Annotated in this window: 17 protein-coding genes and 1 pseudogene; 7 read left to right on the forward strand and 11 right to left on the reverse strand. The window is 38.6% G+C overall.

Annotation, left to right across the window (positions count from 1 at the left end; all coding sequences use genetic code 11):
* Positions 1 to 181: 181 nt before the first annotated feature.
* Positions 182 to 1,147, reverse strand: a complete 966-nt coding sequence (locus tag ACE1TI_RS17425; protein ID WP_375008828.1) for a peptidoglycan-binding protein — start codon at positions 1,145 to 1,147, stop codon at positions 182 to 184.
* 428 nt (positions 1,148 to 1,575) lie between these two features.
* On the opposite strand from ACE1TI_RS17425, the gene ACE1TI_RS17430 reads away from it, so the two are divergent.
* The 3 genes from ACE1TI_RS17430 to ACE1TI_RS17440 all read left to right on the forward strand — a co-directional run bounded on the left by ACE1TI_RS17430 (position 1,576) and on the right by ACE1TI_RS17440 (position 3,638).
* Positions 1,576 to 2,061, forward strand: coding sequence for a hypothetical protein (locus ACE1TI_RS17430; protein WP_375008829.1), 486 nt, complete (start codon positions 1,576 to 1,578; stop codon positions 2,059 to 2,061).
* A gap of 429 nt (positions 2,062 to 2,490) precedes the next feature.
* Complete coding sequence (locus tag ACE1TI_RS17435; protein ID WP_375008830.1) at positions 2,491 to 2,616, forward strand: hypothetical protein; 126 nt, start codon at positions 2,491 to 2,493, stop codon at positions 2,614 to 2,616.
* 125 nt (positions 2,617 to 2,741) lie between these two features.
* Positions 2,742 to 3,638, forward strand: a complete 897-nt coding sequence (locus tag ACE1TI_RS17440) for an ROK family protein (protein WP_375008831.1) — start codon at positions 2,742 to 2,744, stop codon at positions 3,636 to 3,638.
* Positions 3,639 to 3,911: 273 nt separating this feature from the next.
* Here the strand turns inward: ACE1TI_RS17440 and ytvI are convergent, their stop codons facing one another.
* Positions 3,912 to 5,033 carry a sporulation integral membrane protein YtvI gene (gene ytvI, locus ACE1TI_RS17445; RefSeq protein WP_375008832.1) on the reverse strand — a complete coding sequence of 374 codons (1,122 nt, stop codon included), beginning with the start codon at positions 5,031 to 5,033 and terminating at the stop codon, positions 3,912 to 3,914.
* 251 nt (positions 5,034 to 5,284) lie between these two features.
* Here ytvI and ACE1TI_RS17450 point away from each other — a divergent pair, with 251 nt between their 5' ends.
* Together ACE1TI_RS17450 and ACE1TI_RS17455 are read left to right on the forward strand one after the other, a co-directional pair.
* Positions 5,285 to 6,898, forward strand: a complete 1,614-nt coding sequence (locus ACE1TI_RS17450) for a long-chain fatty acid--CoA ligase (RefSeq protein ID WP_375008833.1) — start codon at positions 5,285 to 5,287, stop codon at positions 6,896 to 6,898.
* 18 nt (positions 6,899 to 6,916) lie between these two features.
* Complete coding sequence (locus ACE1TI_RS17455; RefSeq protein ID WP_375008834.1) at positions 6,917 to 8,482, forward strand: fatty acid--CoA ligase; 1,566 nt, start codon at positions 6,917 to 6,919, stop codon at positions 8,480 to 8,482.
* A gap of 104 nt (positions 8,483 to 8,586) precedes the next feature.
* On the opposite strand, the pseudogene ACE1TI_RS17460 reads toward ACE1TI_RS17455, so the two are convergent.
* Positions 8,587 to 9,022, reverse strand: a pseudogene (locus ACE1TI_RS17460) (DUF6884 domain-containing protein).
* Positions 9,023 to 9,093: 71 nt separating this feature from the next.
* On the opposite strand from ACE1TI_RS17460, the gene manA reads away from it, so the two are divergent.
* On the forward strand, positions 9,094 to 10,047 hold the full coding sequence (manA, locus tag ACE1TI_RS17465; protein ID WP_375008835.1) for a mannose-6-phosphate isomerase, class I: 954 nt from the start codon (positions 9,094 to 9,096) through the stop codon (positions 10,045 to 10,047).
* 159 nt (positions 10,048 to 10,206) lie between these two features.
* Here manA and ACE1TI_RS17470 read toward each other — a convergent pair whose 3' ends face one another.
* From ACE1TI_RS17470 to ACE1TI_RS17495, 6 genes are all read right to left on the reverse strand, one after another.
* Positions 10,207 to 11,181 carry a PD-(D/E)XK nuclease family protein gene (locus ACE1TI_RS17470; protein ID WP_375008836.1) on the reverse strand — a complete coding sequence of 325 codons (975 nt, stop codon included), beginning with the start codon at positions 11,179 to 11,181 and terminating at the stop codon, positions 10,207 to 10,209.
* 124 nt (positions 11,182 to 11,305) lie between these two features.
* Positions 11,306 to 11,566, reverse strand: coding sequence for a hypothetical protein (locus tag ACE1TI_RS17475; RefSeq protein ID WP_375008837.1), 261 nt, complete (start codon positions 11,564 to 11,566; stop codon positions 11,306 to 11,308).
* Positions 11,567 to 11,708: 142 nt separating this feature from the next.
* On the reverse strand, positions 11,709 to 12,719 hold the full coding sequence (locus ACE1TI_RS17480; RefSeq protein WP_375008838.1) for an ABC transporter ATP-binding protein: 1,011 nt from the start codon (positions 12,717 to 12,719) through the stop codon (positions 11,709 to 11,711).
* Positions 12,691 to 13,725, reverse strand: a complete 1,035-nt coding sequence (locus ACE1TI_RS17485) for an ABC transporter ATP-binding protein (protein ID WP_375008839.1) — start codon at positions 13,723 to 13,725, stop codon at positions 12,691 to 12,693. The genes ACE1TI_RS17480 and ACE1TI_RS17485 overlap by 29 nt, the downstream gene beginning before the upstream one ends.
* A 25-nt stretch (positions 13,726 to 13,750) precedes the next feature.
* Complete coding sequence (nikB, locus tag ACE1TI_RS17490) at positions 13,751 to 14,671, reverse strand: nickel ABC transporter permease (RefSeq protein ID WP_375008840.1); 921 nt, start codon at positions 14,669 to 14,671, stop codon at positions 13,751 to 13,753.
* A gap of 19 nt (positions 14,672 to 14,690) precedes the next feature.
* Positions 14,691 to 15,581 (reverse strand): ABC transporter permease, encoded by an 891-nt coding sequence (locus ACE1TI_RS17495; RefSeq protein ID WP_375008841.1) that lies wholly within the window; start codon positions 15,579 to 15,581, stop codon positions 14,691 to 14,693.
* A gap of 286 nt (positions 15,582 to 15,867) precedes the next feature.
* Between ACE1TI_RS17495 and ACE1TI_RS17500 the strand changes: the two genes are divergently transcribed.
* A complete protein-coding gene (locus ACE1TI_RS17500) occupies positions 15,868 to 17,502 on the forward strand; it encodes a glutathione ABC transporter substrate-binding protein (RefSeq protein ID WP_375008842.1) in 1,635 nt (544 codons plus the stop codon).
* Positions 17,503 to 17,558: 56 nt separating this feature from the next.
* Here the strand turns inward: ACE1TI_RS17500 and treR are convergent, their stop codons facing one another.
* Together treR and treC are read right to left on the reverse strand one after the other, a co-directional pair.
* Positions 17,559 to 18,272, reverse strand: coding sequence for a trehalose operon repressor (treR, locus tag ACE1TI_RS17505; protein WP_375008843.1), 714 nt, complete (start codon positions 18,270 to 18,272; stop codon positions 17,559 to 17,561).
* A gap of 19 nt (positions 18,273 to 18,291) precedes the next feature.
* The gene (gene treC / locus ACE1TI_RS17510; protein WP_375008844.1) at positions 18,292 to 19,971 is read right to left on the reverse strand and encodes an alpha,alpha-phosphotrehalase; all 1,680 of its coding nucleotides are present in this window, start codon (positions 19,969 to 19,971) and stop codon (positions 18,292 to 18,294) included.
* Between the last annotated feature and the right edge of the window lie 56 nt (positions 19,972 to 20,027).

Genomic DNA, 20,027 nt, shown 5'->3' on the forward strand with positions numbered 1-20,027 from the left:
ATGCATCTACACGCAACTCCAATCTTTTTCTTGTTTCTTGGACAATTCAAGTGTAAAGGATTTTGGAGCTTGCGTGTTTTTTTATGTCTAAATTTTTTCATACCCCAACAATTATAATAGAGCCAAAATAAAAACAGACACCCTTCGGTAAAACCTGTAAGGGTGTCTGTATTATAATGCACTATTCTAGTACGGTTACTTCCAAGTTTTGACGGCCAAAGTTAGTAGCTTCACTTTTGTTTGGCATAAATATATCAATCTTGTTGCCATTGATTGCACCGCCAGTGTCAGCAGCTGTAAAAGTTCCATGTCCCTCGACTTCTACTTTAGAACCGAGTGGAATGACATCAGGGTCTACAGCTATAACCTTTTCGTCAGGATTTGCGTTTAAGTCTACGCCAGTAGCTGTTACGCCAGAGCAGCCAGCACAATTAGCTGTGTACGCTGTCGCTTCAACCTGTAATGTACGCCCTTCTGTTTCAGAACTTTGTTCAGATGCTACATCTTCTTGCTGTTCTTCTTGGGCTTGTTCGTTTGAACTGTCATCGTTACTGCTTGTGGAAACTTCAACTTCTTCTTCTGCTTTTTCTTCATTATTATCTTTACTAGATTCATCAGAGGAATCAGAATTGTAAACAGCGTTCACAAGAGCTCCAAATGTTTGCGGTCCTGCAAGACCATCAACAAGGATGTCTTTAGATTCTTGGAAGTCAATGACGGCATCGTGAGTTTTTGGACCGAATTCGCCGTCCACTTCGTTATCATAAAAGCCAAGGCTGTCTAGTTTATCTTGCAATTCTTTAACCGGCTCTCCTTCGTCTCCTTCGCTCAGGATTTCAAGAGCGCCAACGGTGTGAGGTCCAGCAATTCCATCTATAAGTAAGTTATGTTCTTCTTGATAAGATTTAACCGCATCAGCTGTTTCCTCCTCAAAGTTTCCGCTGATGTCTTCTTCATCAAGAAATCCTTCAATGTGTAAGAGTTCTTGTAACTCTTCAACTTGAGCATTTTCCTGCCCAATGGATAATTCTGTATCTCCTAATTCATTAGCATCTGTTCCTAGAGGACTTGTAAAAAAAGCAAAGCCGGCTGCTAACGCAGGAACACCTAATGCCTTCCAAGATAAAACAGTTGGTTTTAGTTTCAAGGTACAAAACCTCCCACTTCAAAGATTGAGATATTGTCGCTTTGACGATTCACATCGTATCAGTTGTTTCTATGGGAATTCAATGGAAAATGGGGCTTTTAAATAAAATGAAATGTTAATGTAAAAGGTGAAATGTTCCTATAATAAACATCGCTTGTTTTTGAGAAAATGGTAGGATTGAGCATTAAAATGGTAATAGTACAGTAGAAATGAGAACAGGGATATAGTTACTGCTGCAAGTCATACAGGATGTTTTTGAAGCAGTGGAGCTACTTTTCATAACGGCGAAAAACTATCTGTTTTTACAGTAACAGACAATTTTTAACGCAAAAGTTTTAAATAATAGTCATCGTTAGCAAATGAATTTTTTTCTAAAAAACTATGTAAGATTGATAAAGAGAGTGGAGAAGACGAAGGAGATAAGAAAGATGCCCGCTTTTGTTAGTAATAATCGGTATATACTGTACTCGGGAGTTATAGGTTTATTTTTAATTAATATTTTTGTAAGAAGTGAAATTGTTGAGTACATAATTGGACTTTTGGCCATTCCAATGCTAATTATTTCCTTTTTCAAAGCGACACGTTTATTTCGAATATTGGGTACTTTCTTTACAGGGATAAATTTATCAGCTTTACCTTTATCTCAGCACGTATTGTTAGAATACTTAGCTAAGATAAAAAAGAAGTGGCAGGATTCTTTCATCAGCCAAACTACACTGCGGGCATTTTCTGTAGCGTTAGCGTGGAGTCCAATGGAAATAATGGTAGCTATCACTATAGATACAACAGGGGTTGGATATGTGTACTACCTGTCGTGGCTGCTTATTTGTTCTTTATTTGTTCTCATCATTGATTCCTTGAGGGGGAGCATCTATTTAAAGGTCAGATGTATGAACCAGCAGGAAGCGGAATAAATCGTCCCGTAAATTTACGTTCATTAAACTACCAGGTACTTCAGTTATTTACAGCTCTTGCTGTTTTCTTAGCTATAGTCCTTCTGCTCGGCAATTGGTCAGGATTGAATTTCATCCTTACCGTCACGCTTGTAATTATACCTTTTTCTTTTATATGGGCGGCAGTAATAGGCCGCTGGCGGAGCTTTCGGGTGATTGGGTGGGAAACGTGGAAAATACGAACAAACGGTATGCAAAATTTTGCTGTTTTATTTATAACCTTAGGTTTCTTTTCTAGCAGTTTAAATCATACTCCTCTCCTTTCTTTTATTAGAGAGCCGTTTATGACAGCATCAGATTTTCCGTTTCTTACTTTTACTTCTGATTCAAATTACATATTTGCTCATGTCCATGATTGGTGTCCATCCTATAGCTACCATAGGGGTGTTGATGGAAGTTCTTCCGCCATTATATGACATGATTAATCCTGCAAGTATTGGTATAGTGTTAATAACTGGTGCCTTAGCAACTGCTTCGGTCGGCACATACGGTATTACGGTTACCATGACAGCTTAAAAAACAAAAACCAAAACCCGTATCGTATTACACTTCGCAATATGCCTTTTGCTGTTTAAATGGTGGGATAGGTACATGTATCGGGCTTTTTAATATTGTGATAGAAAAATGGGGGGAGAGAATATATGAAAGTAAGAATTGGGATTGATTTAGGAGGAACAAAATTAAGAATTGGAGCAGTACGGAATGATGGTATTCTTGAGGAAGTTAAAGCTATTTTTACACCTTCTGCCCCTGAAGAAGGCGTTCATCACATTATCGAAGGGCTGCGATCTTTCGAAAAGTATGAATTTAAGTCTATTGGCTGTGGTGCTCCCGGTCCACTTGATTCATGGAAGGGTATTTTGCTCGACCCACCTAACTTAAAAGGCTGGCATGGTTTTTCTTTTGTTAAAGAAATAGAACAGTATACAAACTTACCAGTAACTTTAGAAAATGATGCAAACGCAGCAGCTGTAGCCGAGTATTATCTTGGTGTGGGAAAAGGGGCTTCGAGTATTGTATATGTGACGGTAAGTACAGGGATCGGAGCAGGAATAGTAATGGAAGACCATTTAATCTCAGGTTTTCAAGGTTTTGCTGGAGAAGCAGGCAATATGATTATTAAATCAGATACAGAACAGCAAGGAACCCTCAACAATGGGTCCTGGGAAGCTGCTGCATCTGGCACAGCTATCTCCAGCTACGTAAAAAATCATTTTGGAAAAGACATGCTGCCTGATCATTTATTTAACGAATATAAGAAAGGTTCAGCTGCTGCTAAAAAGATAGTAGATCAGATAATAGAGGATCTGGCCAAAGGGTTTGCTAATATATATCATTTATTTAACCCTGAATTAATTGTAGCTGGGGGAGGGGTTATTAATAACAACAATTGGCTAATATCATGTCTCAATGAAAAAATAAAGGGTTTATTATATCCTAGTATGAGAGAATCTTTTAAGTTGGTATCAGCTTCTCTTGGTGAAAAAACAGGAATTGTCGGAGCAGCAATGGTTTCCAATATTAAAAGATTAGGATAAAAGGATAAAATGAACAGAGGATGTCTCAAAAAAGTTGGTTGGTCATCTAGCAACTGGAATATGCGAGACTCCAGCGGGAAAAAGGGCAGTGTGAAGACCCCGCAGTGGGCGGTTTTTGCTCACGAGGAGGCCTGAGCCGTCGCCCGCGGCAAAGAAGACACTACGAGAACGAGCAAAGTGAGTTGGAGTAGATGTCGCACTTGTGCCCTGAGGGTGAAAGCGAGTATATCCCAGTTGCGTTTGCCCAGAACTGACTTATGGGACAGCTCAGGGTTATTGCTCAGTAAAGCCATATTTTATAAAGTATTTTATGTCTTCGATCACTCCGATATCTATCAGGATAACGATAATTACGAGTAAAGCAGGTCCAAAAAGGAGACCAACTGCTCCAAATAATTGAAGCCCTGCAAATAGAGAAACGAGAACGGCTATAGGATTTAAATTCATACTTGACGAAAGCACTTTTGGTTCAATCGTCTGCCGTACAATCATGGTGACTCCATACAAAATAGCTAAGCTGATACTAAGTCCTATACTTCCAGTTACGAGAAGATATAAAGACCAGGGAAGCAAAATAGTTCCGGTGCCAAGATAAGGAAGGAACTCAGCAATACCAACGATGATAGCAAGAGTTACTACACCGTCCACTCTTAAAAGCGAAAGACCAATAAACACAATTATTCCGGTAACTGTCATAAGAATAAACTGGGCTTTTAAGTATCCAAAGACCCTGATCCACATGGCCTGATGAAAGGCATGTGTTTTTTTATACAGTTTTATTGGAACATGCTGGCGGACAGAATCCGTTATTTTCTCCCAATCTTTTCCGAAAAAATAAATAGCCAATAAAATAAACAGAAATGCAACAAGAAAAGTAGGTACACTTAAAACAATGGAGGTAAGCCCGTCAGCTATTTTTTGAGCAAATTGCCCGAGCGCTGTGCCAATTTGTGTACCGATCTCGGATATTCCTTCGTTAAAAGAAAATCCTTCTCGTTTACTGAAATTTTCTGCTGCACCACTTGCTTCTCTCCAGGCAGGCAGAATGGTTTCATTAATAAACTGCTGAATGTTACGAAACGCATCTTCCATCCAAGTAGGTGCTTTATCTGCAAATCGTTGAATTCCATCAATAATTAAAAAAGTTAAGCCTGTAATGATTCCGCCAAAAATAGATAAGCCAATTAATAATGAGGTTAAAGCAGCAAGCCCGGCAGGGAATTTAAATTTTCGCTGCAATATATGGGAAAGCGGTTTTAACATCCATGCAAATAAGGCTGCTATCCAGAATGGGTAAGTGAGCTTAAATAGTGTAATTGTTGTCCAAATGATGATAAAAACGGCTGCTGTCACCATAAAAAAACGAGCTATCATCCATGCTGTTTCTTTTTTCACACTTATCTCCCTCTTTTCTGCCTGCAGCAACTTTTCCTATTCTAATGGACTACCCTTTTATTATTTTTATCACACTTATAAGCAATATATTATTTATATTTTACCCATCTTACAAGTGAAATTACCAGTGCAATAAATAACAAGAAAAAAATTTAATTAATTTTTATAATTAGCAGGAAAGATAACAGTTTATATAAAATATTTAAAATATTCTACCGTTTATCAGGTTAAATTTAGGGGGGAAATTGAAAATGATGGACACACAGCTGCTGATACCGTCTATGCTTGAAAGAGCAGAAAAATATTTTCCAAAAAAAGAAGTGATTTCTCGTACTGCAAACGGTATTCATCATTTAACCTATAAAGAGATAGGAGAAAGGACAAGACGTCTTGCTTCTGCCCTGGAACAATTAGGAGTCAAAAAAGGAGACCGAGTAGCGACGTTTGCCTGGAACCATCACCGCCATTTAGAAGCTTACTTTGCTATTCTGGGAATAGGAGCTATTCTTCATACCATTAATATTAGACTGCAGGCAGAACATATTTCATACATTGTTAATCATGCTGAGGACAAAATCATATTAGTAGATGCAGAGTTGATTCCTCTTTTAGAAAAAGTAAAGGACTCCTTGCAAAACGTCGAAGCATTTATCGTATTATGTAACAAAGAAGTGCCTGAGACTTCTCTGCCTAATGTGTATGCCTACGAAGCGTTGCTGGAAAAAAGCAGCCCCAACTATGAATTTGTGAAAGATATAGATGAAAATGAAAATGCAGGGATTTGTTACACTTCTGCTACGACTGGAAATCCTAAGGGAGTCATGTACAGCCACCGTGGTATTGTCCTTCACAGTATGGCAATAGGGCTTGCTGACAGTGCAGCATTATCGGAAAAGGATACAATTATGCCGGTAGTGCCGATGTTTCATGCAAATGCTTGGGGTCTTCCATTTGCAGCAGTTTGGTTTGGAAGTACTCAAGTAATGCCAGGGCCTCAATTTACGCCGGGCATTTTAGCAAAATTAATAGAAGATTATAGTGTTACGTTAACTGCCGGAGTCCCTACCATATGGCTCGGATTATTAAAAGAGTTAGAGAACGGCAGCTATAAGACAGATAGTTTGCGGGCCATCATGTGCGGTGGATCCGCAGCTCCGGCAGCTATGATTCGAGCCTTTGAAACAAAGTACAATATTCCGTTCCTTCATGCATACGGAATGACAGAAACCAGTCCTCTTGTTAGTGTTGCTACACTGAAAAGCTATCAGGAAGACATTCCAGAAGATAAGAAGTTAGCAATTCGTTCTACACAGGGAATCGTTGTACCAGGTCTTGAAGTAAAAGTGGAAGGGCCGGATGGTGAAGTGAAGAAAAACGGAGAGGATATGGGCGAATTATTAGTAAAAGGGCCGTGGATCGCGAGCGAATATTATAATGATGAACGTTCTAAAGATGCCTTTCGAGATGGCTGGCTCCATACAGGAGATGTTGCAACGATGGATGAAGAGGGTTATATAAGACTAGTGGACCGCACAAAAGACCTGGTGAAAAGCGGAGGCGAATGGATATCATCCGTTGATATTGAAAACGCTATCATGGCTCATGAGGCAGTATACGAAGCAGCGGTAATTGCTGTGCCTCATCCGCAATGGCAAGAAAGGCCGCTGGCCTGTGTGGTTCTTAACGAACTGGACACACAATCTGTTACTAAAGAAGAAATTATTGATTTTATTCGTCCCGAATTTGCAAAATGGTGGCTTCCAGATGACGTTATCTTTATGAAAAAACTGCCGAAAACTTCTGTTGGAAAATTTTTAAAGCGGGCGCTTAGAGATCAATTAGAAACGCATTATACAAAAGCATAATGAGATTGGAGGAAAGATATGACTACCTTGCGGGATATATTTGAACAATCAGTAAAAAATAATTCAGATAAAGAAGCCTTAGTAGATGTACGTTTATCAAAAAGATGGACTTTTTCTCAATGGAATAAAGAAGTCAATCAACTGGCACGGGCGTTTACTAGAGCTGGGGTGAAAAAAGGCGATAGAGTGTCAACGGTTTTATTTAATACTAGTGAGTTTGCCATGACTCTTTTAGCTTGTATTAAACTTGGAGCTGTGTTTAATCCAATAAATTTTAGGCTGACCGATAAAGAAATAGAATTTATCATAAACGATGCAGAACCGCGTATTGTATTATTTGAAAAAGCAGTAGAAAACCAGATTCGTCCATTGGCCGATCTTTTTCCTAATGTCGAGTTTTGGTATATTGATGAAGATCCTCCAAGCTATGCTTACTCTTACTATGAAAGACTCTCCATAGAAGATACCACACGCCCCGAAGTTTCCTTAACAGAAGAAGACATCTATGCGATTATGTATACGAGCGGGACAACTGGAAAACCAAAAGGTGTAGTCCACAAGCACCGTGACATGGTTGATCAAAGTGTGCTTATTATAGCTTCACAACGAATCTCGGCAAAAGATAACGGTCTATCTGTTGCCCCTTTATTTCATTGTGCTGAACTCCATTGTGCTTTCATTCCGCGATTTCATTTGGGGGTAAAAAATGTATTGCTTCACCACTTTGAACCAGAAGCTGTTTTAAACACTGTTCAAAAGGAAAATATCAGTATATTTTTTGCAGCTCCTACAATGTGGAGTATGCTTATCCAGGAGAAAAAAGAGTCAATGGAATTAACTTCTCTGAAAAAAGCTTTATATGGCGGAGCTCCTATGGCTCCTGCTCTTGTAAAAGAGGTTCATAATACGTTTAATGTGCAGCTGTTTCAAGCATATGGAATGACCGAAATGGGACCCGCAATAACGATATTATCGGACGATGAACAATTAAGTAAAGCAGGTTCTGCTGGTAAACCTTTAATAAACCACGAAATTCGCGTGGTAAGAACCAGAAATGATGGAAAATTAGATCCGGATGACGAAGCAAAAGCAGGAGAGCAGGGAGAAATAATCGTGCGCGGCCCAAGCATGATGAGTGAATATTATAAACGGCCGGAAGCAACCGCAGAAGTGCTTTACAATGGCTGGTATTATTCTGGTGATGTAGGTTATTTTGATGAAGATGGCTACCTGTGGGTAAATGATAGAATAAAAGATATGATTGTAAGCGGTGGAGAAAATATTTATTCTCGTGAAGTGGAAGATGCTTTATTTGATCATCCTGGTGTTCTTGATGCTGCAGTTGTTGGAGAACCAGATGAAAAATGGGGAGAGCGGGTAATGGCTTTTATTGTAAAAAAGGAAGAATCTCTAACGGCTGAAGAGCTTGAAAGATTTTGTATAAACAGTGACCGGATTGCTAATTATAAACGTCCACGCCGATATGAATTTGTAGAAGAACTGCCGCGGAATGCCAGTGGTAAATTACAAAAATTCAAACTAAGAGAAAAAGTAATGAAACAAGAAGGTTCTTCCAAAGTATAGAGAAAGCTAAAAGAGCAGTTCCGAAAGGTGGGACTGCTCTTTTAGCTAGCGTGAAAAAGTGTAGGACCGCTGGCAGAAAGTATCATTTTTTCTAATGAGAATGTTCACTTTATCGTGAGCCTTTGCAGCATGTCGCCAATACCCCGGCATCCCTTTAAGGGCAGATGCCACTCATAATCATGGTGTGGATAAGCTATTCGTTTCATCACTTTTTCATGTTTTTTCCCGGTTAATAAAGTTATAGTGTCTGTTTTATATAAATCCTTTTCAACCCACTGCTGACGGAGAGCTTCATCACTAATGACCTTGTGCTTTGGAAAGTGAAACCCCGTATCGTAATTATCTGTTACGACATCATAGGGGAATAAGAAACCATGCCGAGCGGATAGAATCACCCATGGCCAATGATGAATCTCCGCATATTTTCTGCATTTTTTATGGAGCGTGCCTTGGTATGCATCTTTTGCATACACCGGACCGTTCTCTGGCCATACCCCATATTTTCTTTTTTCCACAGGGGATAATACAAATCATATTCATCGTTCACCGGCCTTTAAAAAACTTTTCATATGTTATAATATCTTAAAAAAATGAAAGTGTGGAGTCGGAAGATGTACGAGGAACCTATTTTTTTAGATCCGGTTTTGAAAGAAAGAATTTGGGGCGGATCGAAATTAAATGATTTTGGATATCAGATCCCATCTAGCACTACAGGTGAGTGCTGGGGAATTTCAGCTCATCAAAATGGGGCAAGCACCGTAAAGAATGGTCCATTGCAAGGCCATTCTTTAAGAGAGGTATGGAATAATCACAGGGAACTATTTGGAGATGAAAAAGGAGAAGATTTTCCTTTATTGGTCAAAGTTTTGGACGCTGCAGCTGATTTATCAGTTCAAGTACACCCGAATGATGAACAAGCTCGTCAGCTTGAACAAGGAGAGGCTTTTGGAAAAACAGAGTGCTGGTACGTTCTTGATGCAGAACCTGGAGCGAAATTGATACTAGGTCATCATGCTGAATCGAAGGAAGAGCTGGAAACCAAAATGAAAAATGGGGAATGGGATGAACTATTAAGGGAAGTGCCGATACAAAAAGGAGACTTTTATTATGTCCCAAGCGGTACTATTCATGCCATTGGTAAAGGGGCTCTAATATTAGAAACACAACAAAGTTCTGATACCACTTACAGGGTTTATGATTATGACAGGACGGATCAACAAGGAAATAAGCGAAAGCTTCATTTAGATAAGTCCTTACAAGTCACAGAAGTACCTCATCATGACGCAGAGGAAGAACGAACTATTATTTACGAGAATACGGACGGAAAAATAGAAAAGCTGATAGAGTCTCGATTTTTTAAAGTATATAACGTAAAGGTTGAAAATAAAATTGTTTCTCCGGTAGAAGGTTCTTATATATTAGCAAGTGTAGTTGGGGGAGAAGGGACTATAAAAACAGAGAACTCCACTTCAACTCTTAAAAAAGGAGATCATTTTATTATTCCGTCTTCTATTAAGAAGTATAAATTGGAAGGTAATCTTGATTTGATTTTAAGTACACGATAAATAAAAATCTAAGACCAGGAATATATGCCCGGCCTTTTTAATTAGGTAAGAAAGTATATAATTTTGCGCTTTGATGTCTAGTTTCAGCGCCCAGCCTCTCGGGGTTAAATAACCTCCAGTCATTAAAGGCAAAGAGTGCCTTTAATGACTGGAGAATATTTACCTGTCAAGGCTGACAAGGGCACTTGCGCTTTTCTTATTAGAAAAACATAGTTCATAAAAGTTGCAATAATGGCATGACTGCTGATCAGAGGTTTGTGGAAATTTTTCTAAAGGTAAAGGTTTGTTTTCAGAAGCTTCTTCTAAATAATCGGTCATCCATTCGACACTCGTTCCAATCAGTTCTTGCACCTTTTCCAGTGTTACTTGATCAAGCTGATGTTCCACAGCTTCGCCCTCTAATAAATATTCGTTTCGGATTACAATGTTATTTAAGTCGGAAATGGGGTAGGCCTGTAATAAATACAGGACATACAATGCGAGCTGGTAAGGATCTTCTTCTGACTGCTTACCTGTTTTCCAATCTACTATTACCCACTTATTATGCTCTCTATCTTTATATAGCAAATCCAGAACAACATAAACTTTTAGCTTACCAATTTCCAATATACGAAACTTTTCTGCTTCTAAAAATTCAATATTTTCATTGTATGCCAATTCTTTCATCGTTTTGCAGGATAAAAAGTGTTTCATGGTAACGTTTAAACGATGAGATATTTTTTCTATTTTATCTTTTGGCAGCTGATTGGTTTTACCGTAATATACTTCATGAAACATAGTGGTTTTTTTCGGACGCTGAACCCATTCATTATAACGACGGGTGGAGTCAATAAAGCCTTTATTTAATAGTGTTCTAACTTGTTCTGTAAGCTGAGTTTCTTCAGGAATAAAACCGGTATTTAAATAATGATCGATTACTTGTTCAATAATATCGTGGACAACCGATCCGAAATACATTTCTAGATTCGTCAAGTTTTTTAAGCGGTAGGCTTGTTTGTTCCATTCCGGGGAATCCTTGAGCCAGCCATTATGTGATGTATAGTACTGGTGGGCATATTGACGTGCGCAATGCATTAAGGTTTTATGGCGGGAAAGAGACCAAGAAAACTCGGGGTAAGTTTTTATCTCAAACAAATCTTTCATCCTTTCCTATGGATTTGTCGTATTGGTAATTATGACTGGATTGGACTGCTAAAGTAATATCCTTGAAATAAAGTGAAACCCATAGATTTAGCTTGCAAAAATTCGGCTTTAGTTTCTATTTATTCGGTAAGAAGCTCAATGTGGTAATGGGAAGCAGTTCGTATAATGCCAGAATATTTTCAGCTGTGCTGTTTTTCCAATCTACTTTTACAATATCGGTCAGAGGCAGGAAAACGTGGTTCATTTTATTTAAAATAAAATCATCAAAAGCAATGGTATAATTTTTAACCTTTAAAGCTTGCAGAATGTTTAACATTTCAGAGTCACATTCTTTATCCTCCAATGTTTCTATTGTTATTTTAGAAGGAGGCAGCAAAAATGGCACTCTTTGGATAAAAACGTGATAGGCCGAGTTTTTCTCATAAGAACTTTCTATTTTTATTGTACCAAAGTTAAGTTAATGAAAGAAAACGAAAACTGTTTATACCTATAAACGATATAAACAGTTCATTAATTTTCTAGGATAAAGGCTGTCTTTGCCCTGATTCAATTTCTTCGATGAAATGACAAGCTGCCGTATGAGTCCCATTCAAGGCGTCTGTTTGACGAAGTTCCGGTGTTTCCGTTTTACAAATTTCTGAAGCAAATGGGCAGCGGGTATGAAAACGGCATCCCGAAGGAGGATCAATCGGAGAAGGAACATCCCCTTTTAATACCATTCTCTCTTTTTGTTTCCGCGGATTTGGAACGGGTATAGCCGAGAGTAGTGATTTAGTATAAGGATGCTTTGGGTTGTCGAATATAGCCTCTTTTTCTCCGATTTCTACGACTTTACCTAAATACATTACAGCCACACGGTCTGACATATGACGGACAACGCCTAAGTCATGAGAAATAAATAAGTACGTAAGATGTAAGTCTTTCTGTAATTGTTTCAATAAGTTTAACACTTGGGCTTGAATAGAGACATCCAAAGCAGAGACCGATTCGTCACAAATGATGAATTTAGGATTTACAGCAAGTGCTCTTGCAATTCCTATTCTTTGTCTTTGACCGCCGCTGAATTCATGCGGAAAACGATCGAGTTGATGAGAGCCTAGTCCAACTGTTTCAAGCAGCTCCATCATACGGTCTAACCGCTGCGTTTTTGGAACAACGTTTTGAATAACCATTGCTTCATCAAGTATTTGGCGAACCGTTTGTCTCGGGTTAATAGAAGCGTATGGATCCTGAAAAATAATTTGCAGGTCTTTTCGTTTTTTTCTCATTTTCCGTTGATTCATAGAAAGTAAGTCTTCCCCTTGGAAAATAACTTCTCCGGAGGTAGGATCATCAAGACGCAGGATGGCTCTGCCGGTAGTAGATTTCCCGCACCCAGACTCCCCGACGATACTTATAGTTTCTCCTTCATTTACATAAAAGCTTATATCGTCTACAGCTTTCACATGATTAATGGTACGTCCGAAGATTCCACCTTTAATTGGAAAATACTGTTTTAAATTATTTACTTCCAGCAGTTTGGTAGTCATTGTTTACATTCACCTCCGGATCGCCATCCCATTCATCGGTGTAAATCCAGCAGCGCACTTCACTTCCCGAATCTGTTTTTAATAGAGATGGCAGACGCTCTTCACATATTTTACTGGCGAAAGGGCAGCGTGGAGCAAAACGGCACCCTTCAGGCATGTTATCAGGACTTGGAACATTACCCTGGATGACACTTAATTTCTCTTGTTCAATATCATGTCGTGGAATAGATTGGAGCAGGCCTACGGTATAAGGATGCTTTGGAGCATCAAATAGAGTTTGTACATCAGCGTATTCTACAACTTTTCCGGCGTACATTACAGCAACCTCGTCACAAGTTTCTGCGACTACTCCTAAATCATGGGTGATCATAATAATGGACATATGCAGTTCGTTTTGAAGTTTTTTCATTAATTCCAGGATTTGAGCCTGAATTGTTACATCTAAAGCAGTCGTTGGTTCGTCTGCAATGAGAAGCTCTGGATCGCAAGCCAGGGCCATTGCAATCATTACTCTCTGCCGCATTCCTCCTGATAATTCGTAAGGATACTGCTTTATTCTTTCTTTCGGTGAGGGAATTCCTACAAGTTCAAGCATTTCTGCTGCTTTTTTTAATGCTTGTTTTTTGTTCATTCCCTGGTGAATTTTATATACTTCGGCAATCTGGTTGCCAACTGTATAAACGGGATTAAGTGAAGTCATTGGTTCCTGAAAAATCATAGAGATTTGATTGCCCCTAATATTTCTCATTTCCCCAGCAGTTTTATGAAGCAGGTTATCACCGTTTAATTCGATCGATCCTCCAACGATCTCTCCAGGTTTTTGAATCAGCCTCATAATGGACAGAGAGGTTATACTTTTGCCCGACCCTGATTCACCTACAATTCCAAGAGTTTTTCCTTTAGGTACATTTAAAGAGACACCATCAACTGCTTTTATTTCTTGCCCTTCTACAAAGAAGGACGTACGTAAGTCAGAAATTTTGAGAATATCATCAGTCTGACTCATCTAACATTCCGCCTTTCTAGCGCATTTAACTTAAGTCAATTCGCTTGTTTAAGAAACGATAAGAGATATCCACAAGTAAATTAACAATGACAAATACAAGCGCAATTACTAAAACGGCACCCTGAACGACAGGAAAGTCTCTAGCACCGATAGATTCAACAATATAGCGGCCCAGTCCGTTGATAGAAAATACCGTCTCGGTTAATACGGCTCCCCCCAAGAGCGTTCCAAACTCCAAACCAACAACTGTTACGACAGGAATCATAGCATTTTTTAAAGCATGTTTATAAATTACATACTTTTCTTTCACACCTTTGGCCCGTGCTGTACGAATATAATCCTGACTTATTACCTCAAGCATGCTTGATCTTGTCATTCGGGCAATAATCGCAGCACCGGCTGTTCCCAGAGCAATGACCGGCAGAATAATTCTATCCGGCGTACCCCAGCCTGATACAGGCAGCCAGCCCAGGTTTAAAGAAAAATACTGCATCAGCATTAATCCAAGCCAAAAGTTCGGCATGGACAAACCAAACAGTGCGACGGTCATAATACCGACATCTAAAAAAGTGTATTGGCGGACAGCAGAAACGATGCCTGCTATTAAACCTATGAATATACTAAGCAGTGTACTATAAAAAGCCAGTTCGAACGTGACCCAAAACCGGCTTGCAACTTCCGTAGTAACTTCCCGGCCGCTGCGGATAGAATCGCCAAGATCACCTTGAAGAGCATTCATTAAGTATGTTCCGTATTGAACATGTAATGGCTCATTTAATCCTAATCGTTCTCGCATTTGCTCTACTTGTTCTTCTTTGGCAGCTTCGCCTGCTATAACTTGAGCAGGATCCCCCGGAATGAGATGCATCATAGAAAATACTAGAATAGTTACCCCAATCAAGACCGGAATTGTTTGGAAAGTTCGTCTAATAATATATTGAAACAAAAAAATCCACTCCTTTCTCTTAAGATTTCATTTTTGGATCGAGCGCGTCACGCAGGCCATCTCCAAAAATATTAAACGCTAATACGACAACCACAATAGCTATTCCAGGAAAAAACGCAACGTGGCCGGCATCCCACATGTAATTTCGTCCATCACTAAGTATCGCTCCCCATTCAGGAGTCGGAGGCTGGGCACCAAGACCAAGAAAGGAAAGGCCGCTAGCAGTAAGGACAGCTGTTGCCATTCTTAAAGTTGCTTGTACGATAATCGGTGACATAACGTTAGGAAGTACGTGCCGAAAAATAATTCTAAAGTGACTGGCTCCTAATGCTCGCACCGCATCAATATACTCGAGTTTTCTTACAGATAGAGTAGATCCTCTGACAATTCTGGCAAAAGCAGGTACAGAAAAAATTCCAACAGAAATAATAACATTATTTAAGCTGTCGCCGAGAACGCTTACAATCCCCAATGCAAGCAAAATACCAGGAAATGCAAGCAATACATCCATTATTCTCATAATAACGGCGTCTATTTTTCCTCCAAAATAACCCGAAACAATTCCAAACAACACACCGATTACAGCCCCGATCAATACGGAAAAGAAACCTATGTACAATGTAATAGACATGCCGTGAATAATACGACTGAAAATATCACGTCCATGATGGTCTGTTCCAAACCAATGTTCTGCAGATGGTCCAGCCAATTTATTAACATGGTTTTGTTCTGATGGATCAAATGGCGTAAAAAAAGGACCGATAAGAGAAACAATGACAAAAAAAAGTATTAAAAATCCTCCGACCATAGCCGCTTTATTCTTTTTCAGACGTTTAACAACATTTTTAAAATTCTCTAAGTGAGGGTTTAGGGGGGGAGTCACTGGATGATTTACTGTTGTTTCTGCCATTTCTTTTTAACCCTTTCAAAATTTCTCATATTTCTACATATTACAAAAATGAATTATATCATGATTGAATAAGATTACAATGATAAATATATTATACCAGAAAAATAGGCAAAAAGGTGAATGAATGTTCATTTATTGGTATAAAAGACCTATAAATCCCCCTTTAAAGCGGAAAAAGATTCCAAAAAGATTACAAAAAATTTTTAATTATGGGTTGATTGAAACATTTCTATAAGTTATATTAATAATGATTTTTAATCGAAAAATTACATAGGGGGATGAAGGAATGAAATTATCGCTGAATATTTTCAGAAAATTCTTTATGTATTTGTTGTTCACTGTTTCACTGACCGCTTGTGCCAGTGAACCAGATGAAGGAGGAGAAGAAGCTGGAGGAGAAGGAAATGATGCATCTGAAGAAAATGGAGAGGAAAGTGGAGAAGCATCTGAAGGCGGAGATCTGGTAATAGCTACTTTGTCAGATATAACGGGAATGGATCCGCATGGTTCTAATGATGTCCCGTCTAGTAATGTTCAGCATAATGTTTTCGAAACACTGGTTATCCAGGATGAAAATATGGAATTGCAGCCTAATCTTGCAGAAGATTGGGAACAAACAGGAGATACAACGTGGGAGTTTTATCTAAGAGACGATGTTACCTTCCATGATGGAGCAGAGTTTAATGCTGAAGCGGTAAAAGCTAACATTGACCGTATTCAAGATGAAGATGTAGCTTCTCCGCGAGCTTTCTTGTATGAAATGGTAGAAGAAGTAAACGTAGTAGATGATTATACAGTAGAATTTGTAACAGAGTTTCCGTTTGCACCGCTTCCTGTTCATCTTGCGCACAGCGGCGGCGGAATTATAAGTCCTGACGCTATTGAAGAAGATTATGCAGCCATGGAAGATGGCGAGCAGCCAGGGGACTATATTAATGATAACCCACATGGCACCGGTTTGTTTAAATTCCGGGAATGGGACAGCGGAAATGAAGCCGTTTTGGAAAAAAATGAAGATTATTGGGGAGATGTCCCGCACGTTGATACTGTCACTTTTAAAGTAACTCCGGAGGACTTAACCAGAGTTGGTGAATTAGAAACTGGTGAAGCTGATATTATTTTCCCTGTAAGCCCGAGTGACATGTCAAGAATTGAAAATACGGATGGGACAGATATGTATGTCCAAGACAGCTTAAGTCTTGAATACATTAGTTTTAACGTTCAAAAAGAGCCGTTTGATGATAAAAAGGTTCGTCAAGCAATATCGATGGCAGTAGATAAAGAAGCGATTGTTGAAGGTGTAATGGATGGTGCTGCTACGGAAGCAGTTGGTCCAATCGGAGAAAAAGTATTTGGGTTTAGTGATGAAGTAGAGGGGCTTGAATATGATCCAGAACAAGCTAAAGAATTGTTGGCAGAAGCTGGGTATGAAGACGGGTTTTCTACTACTCTATGGACAAACGATGATCGCGAAAGGCAGGATATAGCGGAAGTCGTGCAGCAGCAGCTAAAGGAAATCGATGTGGATGTTGAAATTGAAGTGCTTGAATGGGGAGCTTACTTAGACAGCACAGCAGAAGGTGAGCATGAGATGTTTATTCTTGGCTGGAGCTCAGTAACCGGTGATGCTGACTATGGTATGTATCCATTGTTCCATTCAGATAACCACGGCGATCCTGGGAACCGTTCTTTCTTAGAGAATGAAGAAATTGATGAAGTACTTGAAGAAGCACGGAGAGCAGAAGATGAAAGTGAAAGAGAAGAACTGTATAAAGAAGCTATGGAACTTCTTGTAGAAGAAGCACCGATGATTTATTCTCATCACGATGATTATTTAGTCGGGGTGAGGGATGAAGTAAAAGGTTTCTGGAAGCATCCAAACGGTATTTTTCAATTACAAGATGTTTCTATTGAAGAGTAAACAAACAAAGCCCTATCTGCAAAAAAGCGGATAGGGCTATTATAAATAATTATCTTTTACCGGTTTCGACGGGCAAAATCGACAAACTTAAATTTATCAGGTCGGTGCCGTGATTCTGTATATTGAAAAAAAGTAGTGTCTTCTAAATACACATAGTTTTTTACAACTACAATACTTGAAAACTCGTCGAGGTCTAAAAGGTTTTTGTCTTCTTCATCAGGATCTTCCACGGTAACCTCTTTTTTAGCAAAGCTGATCGTTAATCCTAAGACAGATTCCACATAGTGATAAATGGAATCGGCACAAATTTCTTTGGTTAAAGAAGGCACCATTTTTTTTAATAGAAAGTCTTTGTCATAAATAATTTTTTCTCCATCAATTTCTCGTACTCTGCCAATTTTCCAGACGGTTTCTTTATCTGGAATTAAAAATTGTCTTTTAATATCCTCATTAGGAATTGTTTCTTGAAAAGTGGTAACGATGGTAGAAACTCTTCCTTCCATATTTTGAGCTAGTTCTTTAAAGCTGACCAACCCGGAAACCGGAAATGTTACTTTGTTGATATCAAGAACAACTGAGCCTTTTCCTTGAATTTTTTGAATGTACCCATGTTCTGATAATAGTTTAAGGGCTTTGCGGATTGTTTCTCTAGAAGTAGAATACTCCTTTACTAACTGATTTTCAGAAGGAAGAAGGTTTCCTGGCCGGAAGTGTCCGTTTTTAACTTTTTCCGCAATGTTATCGTAAATATGAACATATTTTTTTTTCATATCGATCACCAAATGTTTTTTATGTTAACAAATAAGCTACTGATTCATACGGACGAAGAAGTACGTTATCTATTGTGTTGGATGAATCGTCATAATTAGATAGTAAAACACGGCTTTCCTTCTGCAGTAAATATTTAAAAGTTTCTTGAAGTTGGAACGTGGTTTCTTCCTGATAGAAATTGTTTAACACTAATAACGCTTCATTTTTGTCGGTACGGATATATGAAAAAATTTGCGGATGATCAGCCAGCAGCAATTGATAATCTCCTGTTGTAATGATTTCATATTGTTTTCGTAACTGAATTAATTTCTGATAATGATAAAAAATAGAATTTTCATCTTCGATCGCTTTTTCTGCATTAATCTCTTCATAGTTTGGTGCAACTGGAATCCACGGAGTACCAGATGTAAAGCCTGCATTGTTTTCATTATTCCATTGGACCGGTGTCCGTGAATTATCTCTAGATTTAGCTTTTATAATATCCAAAATTTCATTTTCCGGAACCCTTTTGCTTTTTAATATCTCATAATAATTAAGGGTTTCAACATCACGATAATCATCGATATTATCAAATTTGGGATTTGTCATCCCGAATTCTTCACCCTGATAAATATAAGGAGTGCCCTGCATGAGATGAATAGCAGTTCCAAGCATTTTAGCAGATTTGTTATAAAATGCACCGTCATCACCGAATCTAGTTACGACTCTTGGCTGGTCATGGTTGCACCAAAACAGTGCATTCCAGCCTCCGCCTTTATGCATTTCAGTTTGCCAGGTGGATAAAATGTTTTTTAGCTGGAGAAAATCAAAATCAGCTAAGGCCCATTTTTCACCGTTCGGATAATCTACTTTGAGATGATGAAAATTAAAAGTCATGCTAAGTTCGTTACGGTCAGGGCGTGTATATTTAATGCAATCCTCAATTGTCGTAGACGACATTTCTCCTACAGTCATGACATCATATTTAGCAAAAACATTTTCATTCATTTCATTGATAAATTCGTGGATTCGCGGGCCGTCGGTATAGAATTTACGTCCGTCTCCAGGAGCTTTACTTCCATCATCATTTGGGAAGTCCTGATCTTTGGATATTAAATTAATAACATCCAGCCGAAAGCCATCTACGCCTTTTTTAAACCAAAAATCCATCATATCATAAACATCTTTGCGAAGTTCTTCATTTTCCCAGTTTAAGTCTGCCTGAGTGACATCAAATAAATGGAGATAGTATTGACCAGTTTTCTCATCATATTTCCAGGCCGTACCCCCAAATTTCGATTCCCAATTATTAGGCTCGCTGCCGTTTACGGGATCCTTCCATATATAATAGTCACGGTACGGGTTGTTCCTTGAAGATGCTGCTTGTTTAAACCACTTATGTTCTGTAGAAGTATGATTAACTACAATATCCATGATTATTTTTAAATCTCTTTTGTGAGCTTCTTCTAATAACTTATCAAAATCTTCCATGGTTCCGTATTCATGATGAATCGAATAATAGTCACTTATATCATACCCGTTATCTTTTTGTGGGGAAGAATAAATAGGGGTCAGCCATAAAACATCTACACCTAGCTTCTTTAAGTAATCAAGTTTTTCTATAATACCTTGAATATCACCAACACCATTACCTGTCGTATCATTAAAACTCTTCGGGTATATTTGGTAAACAACAGATTTTCTCCACCATTCGTTCATGATAAACACCACCTCAAATAATTTAAAAATGATTAAATAAAGAAGTAAACCATTGT

It is taken from the genome of Alteribacillus sp. JSM 102045 (assembly GCF_041949975.1).
Classification (GTDB): domain Bacteria; phylum Bacillota; class Bacilli; order Bacillales; family Marinococcaceae; genus Alteribacillus.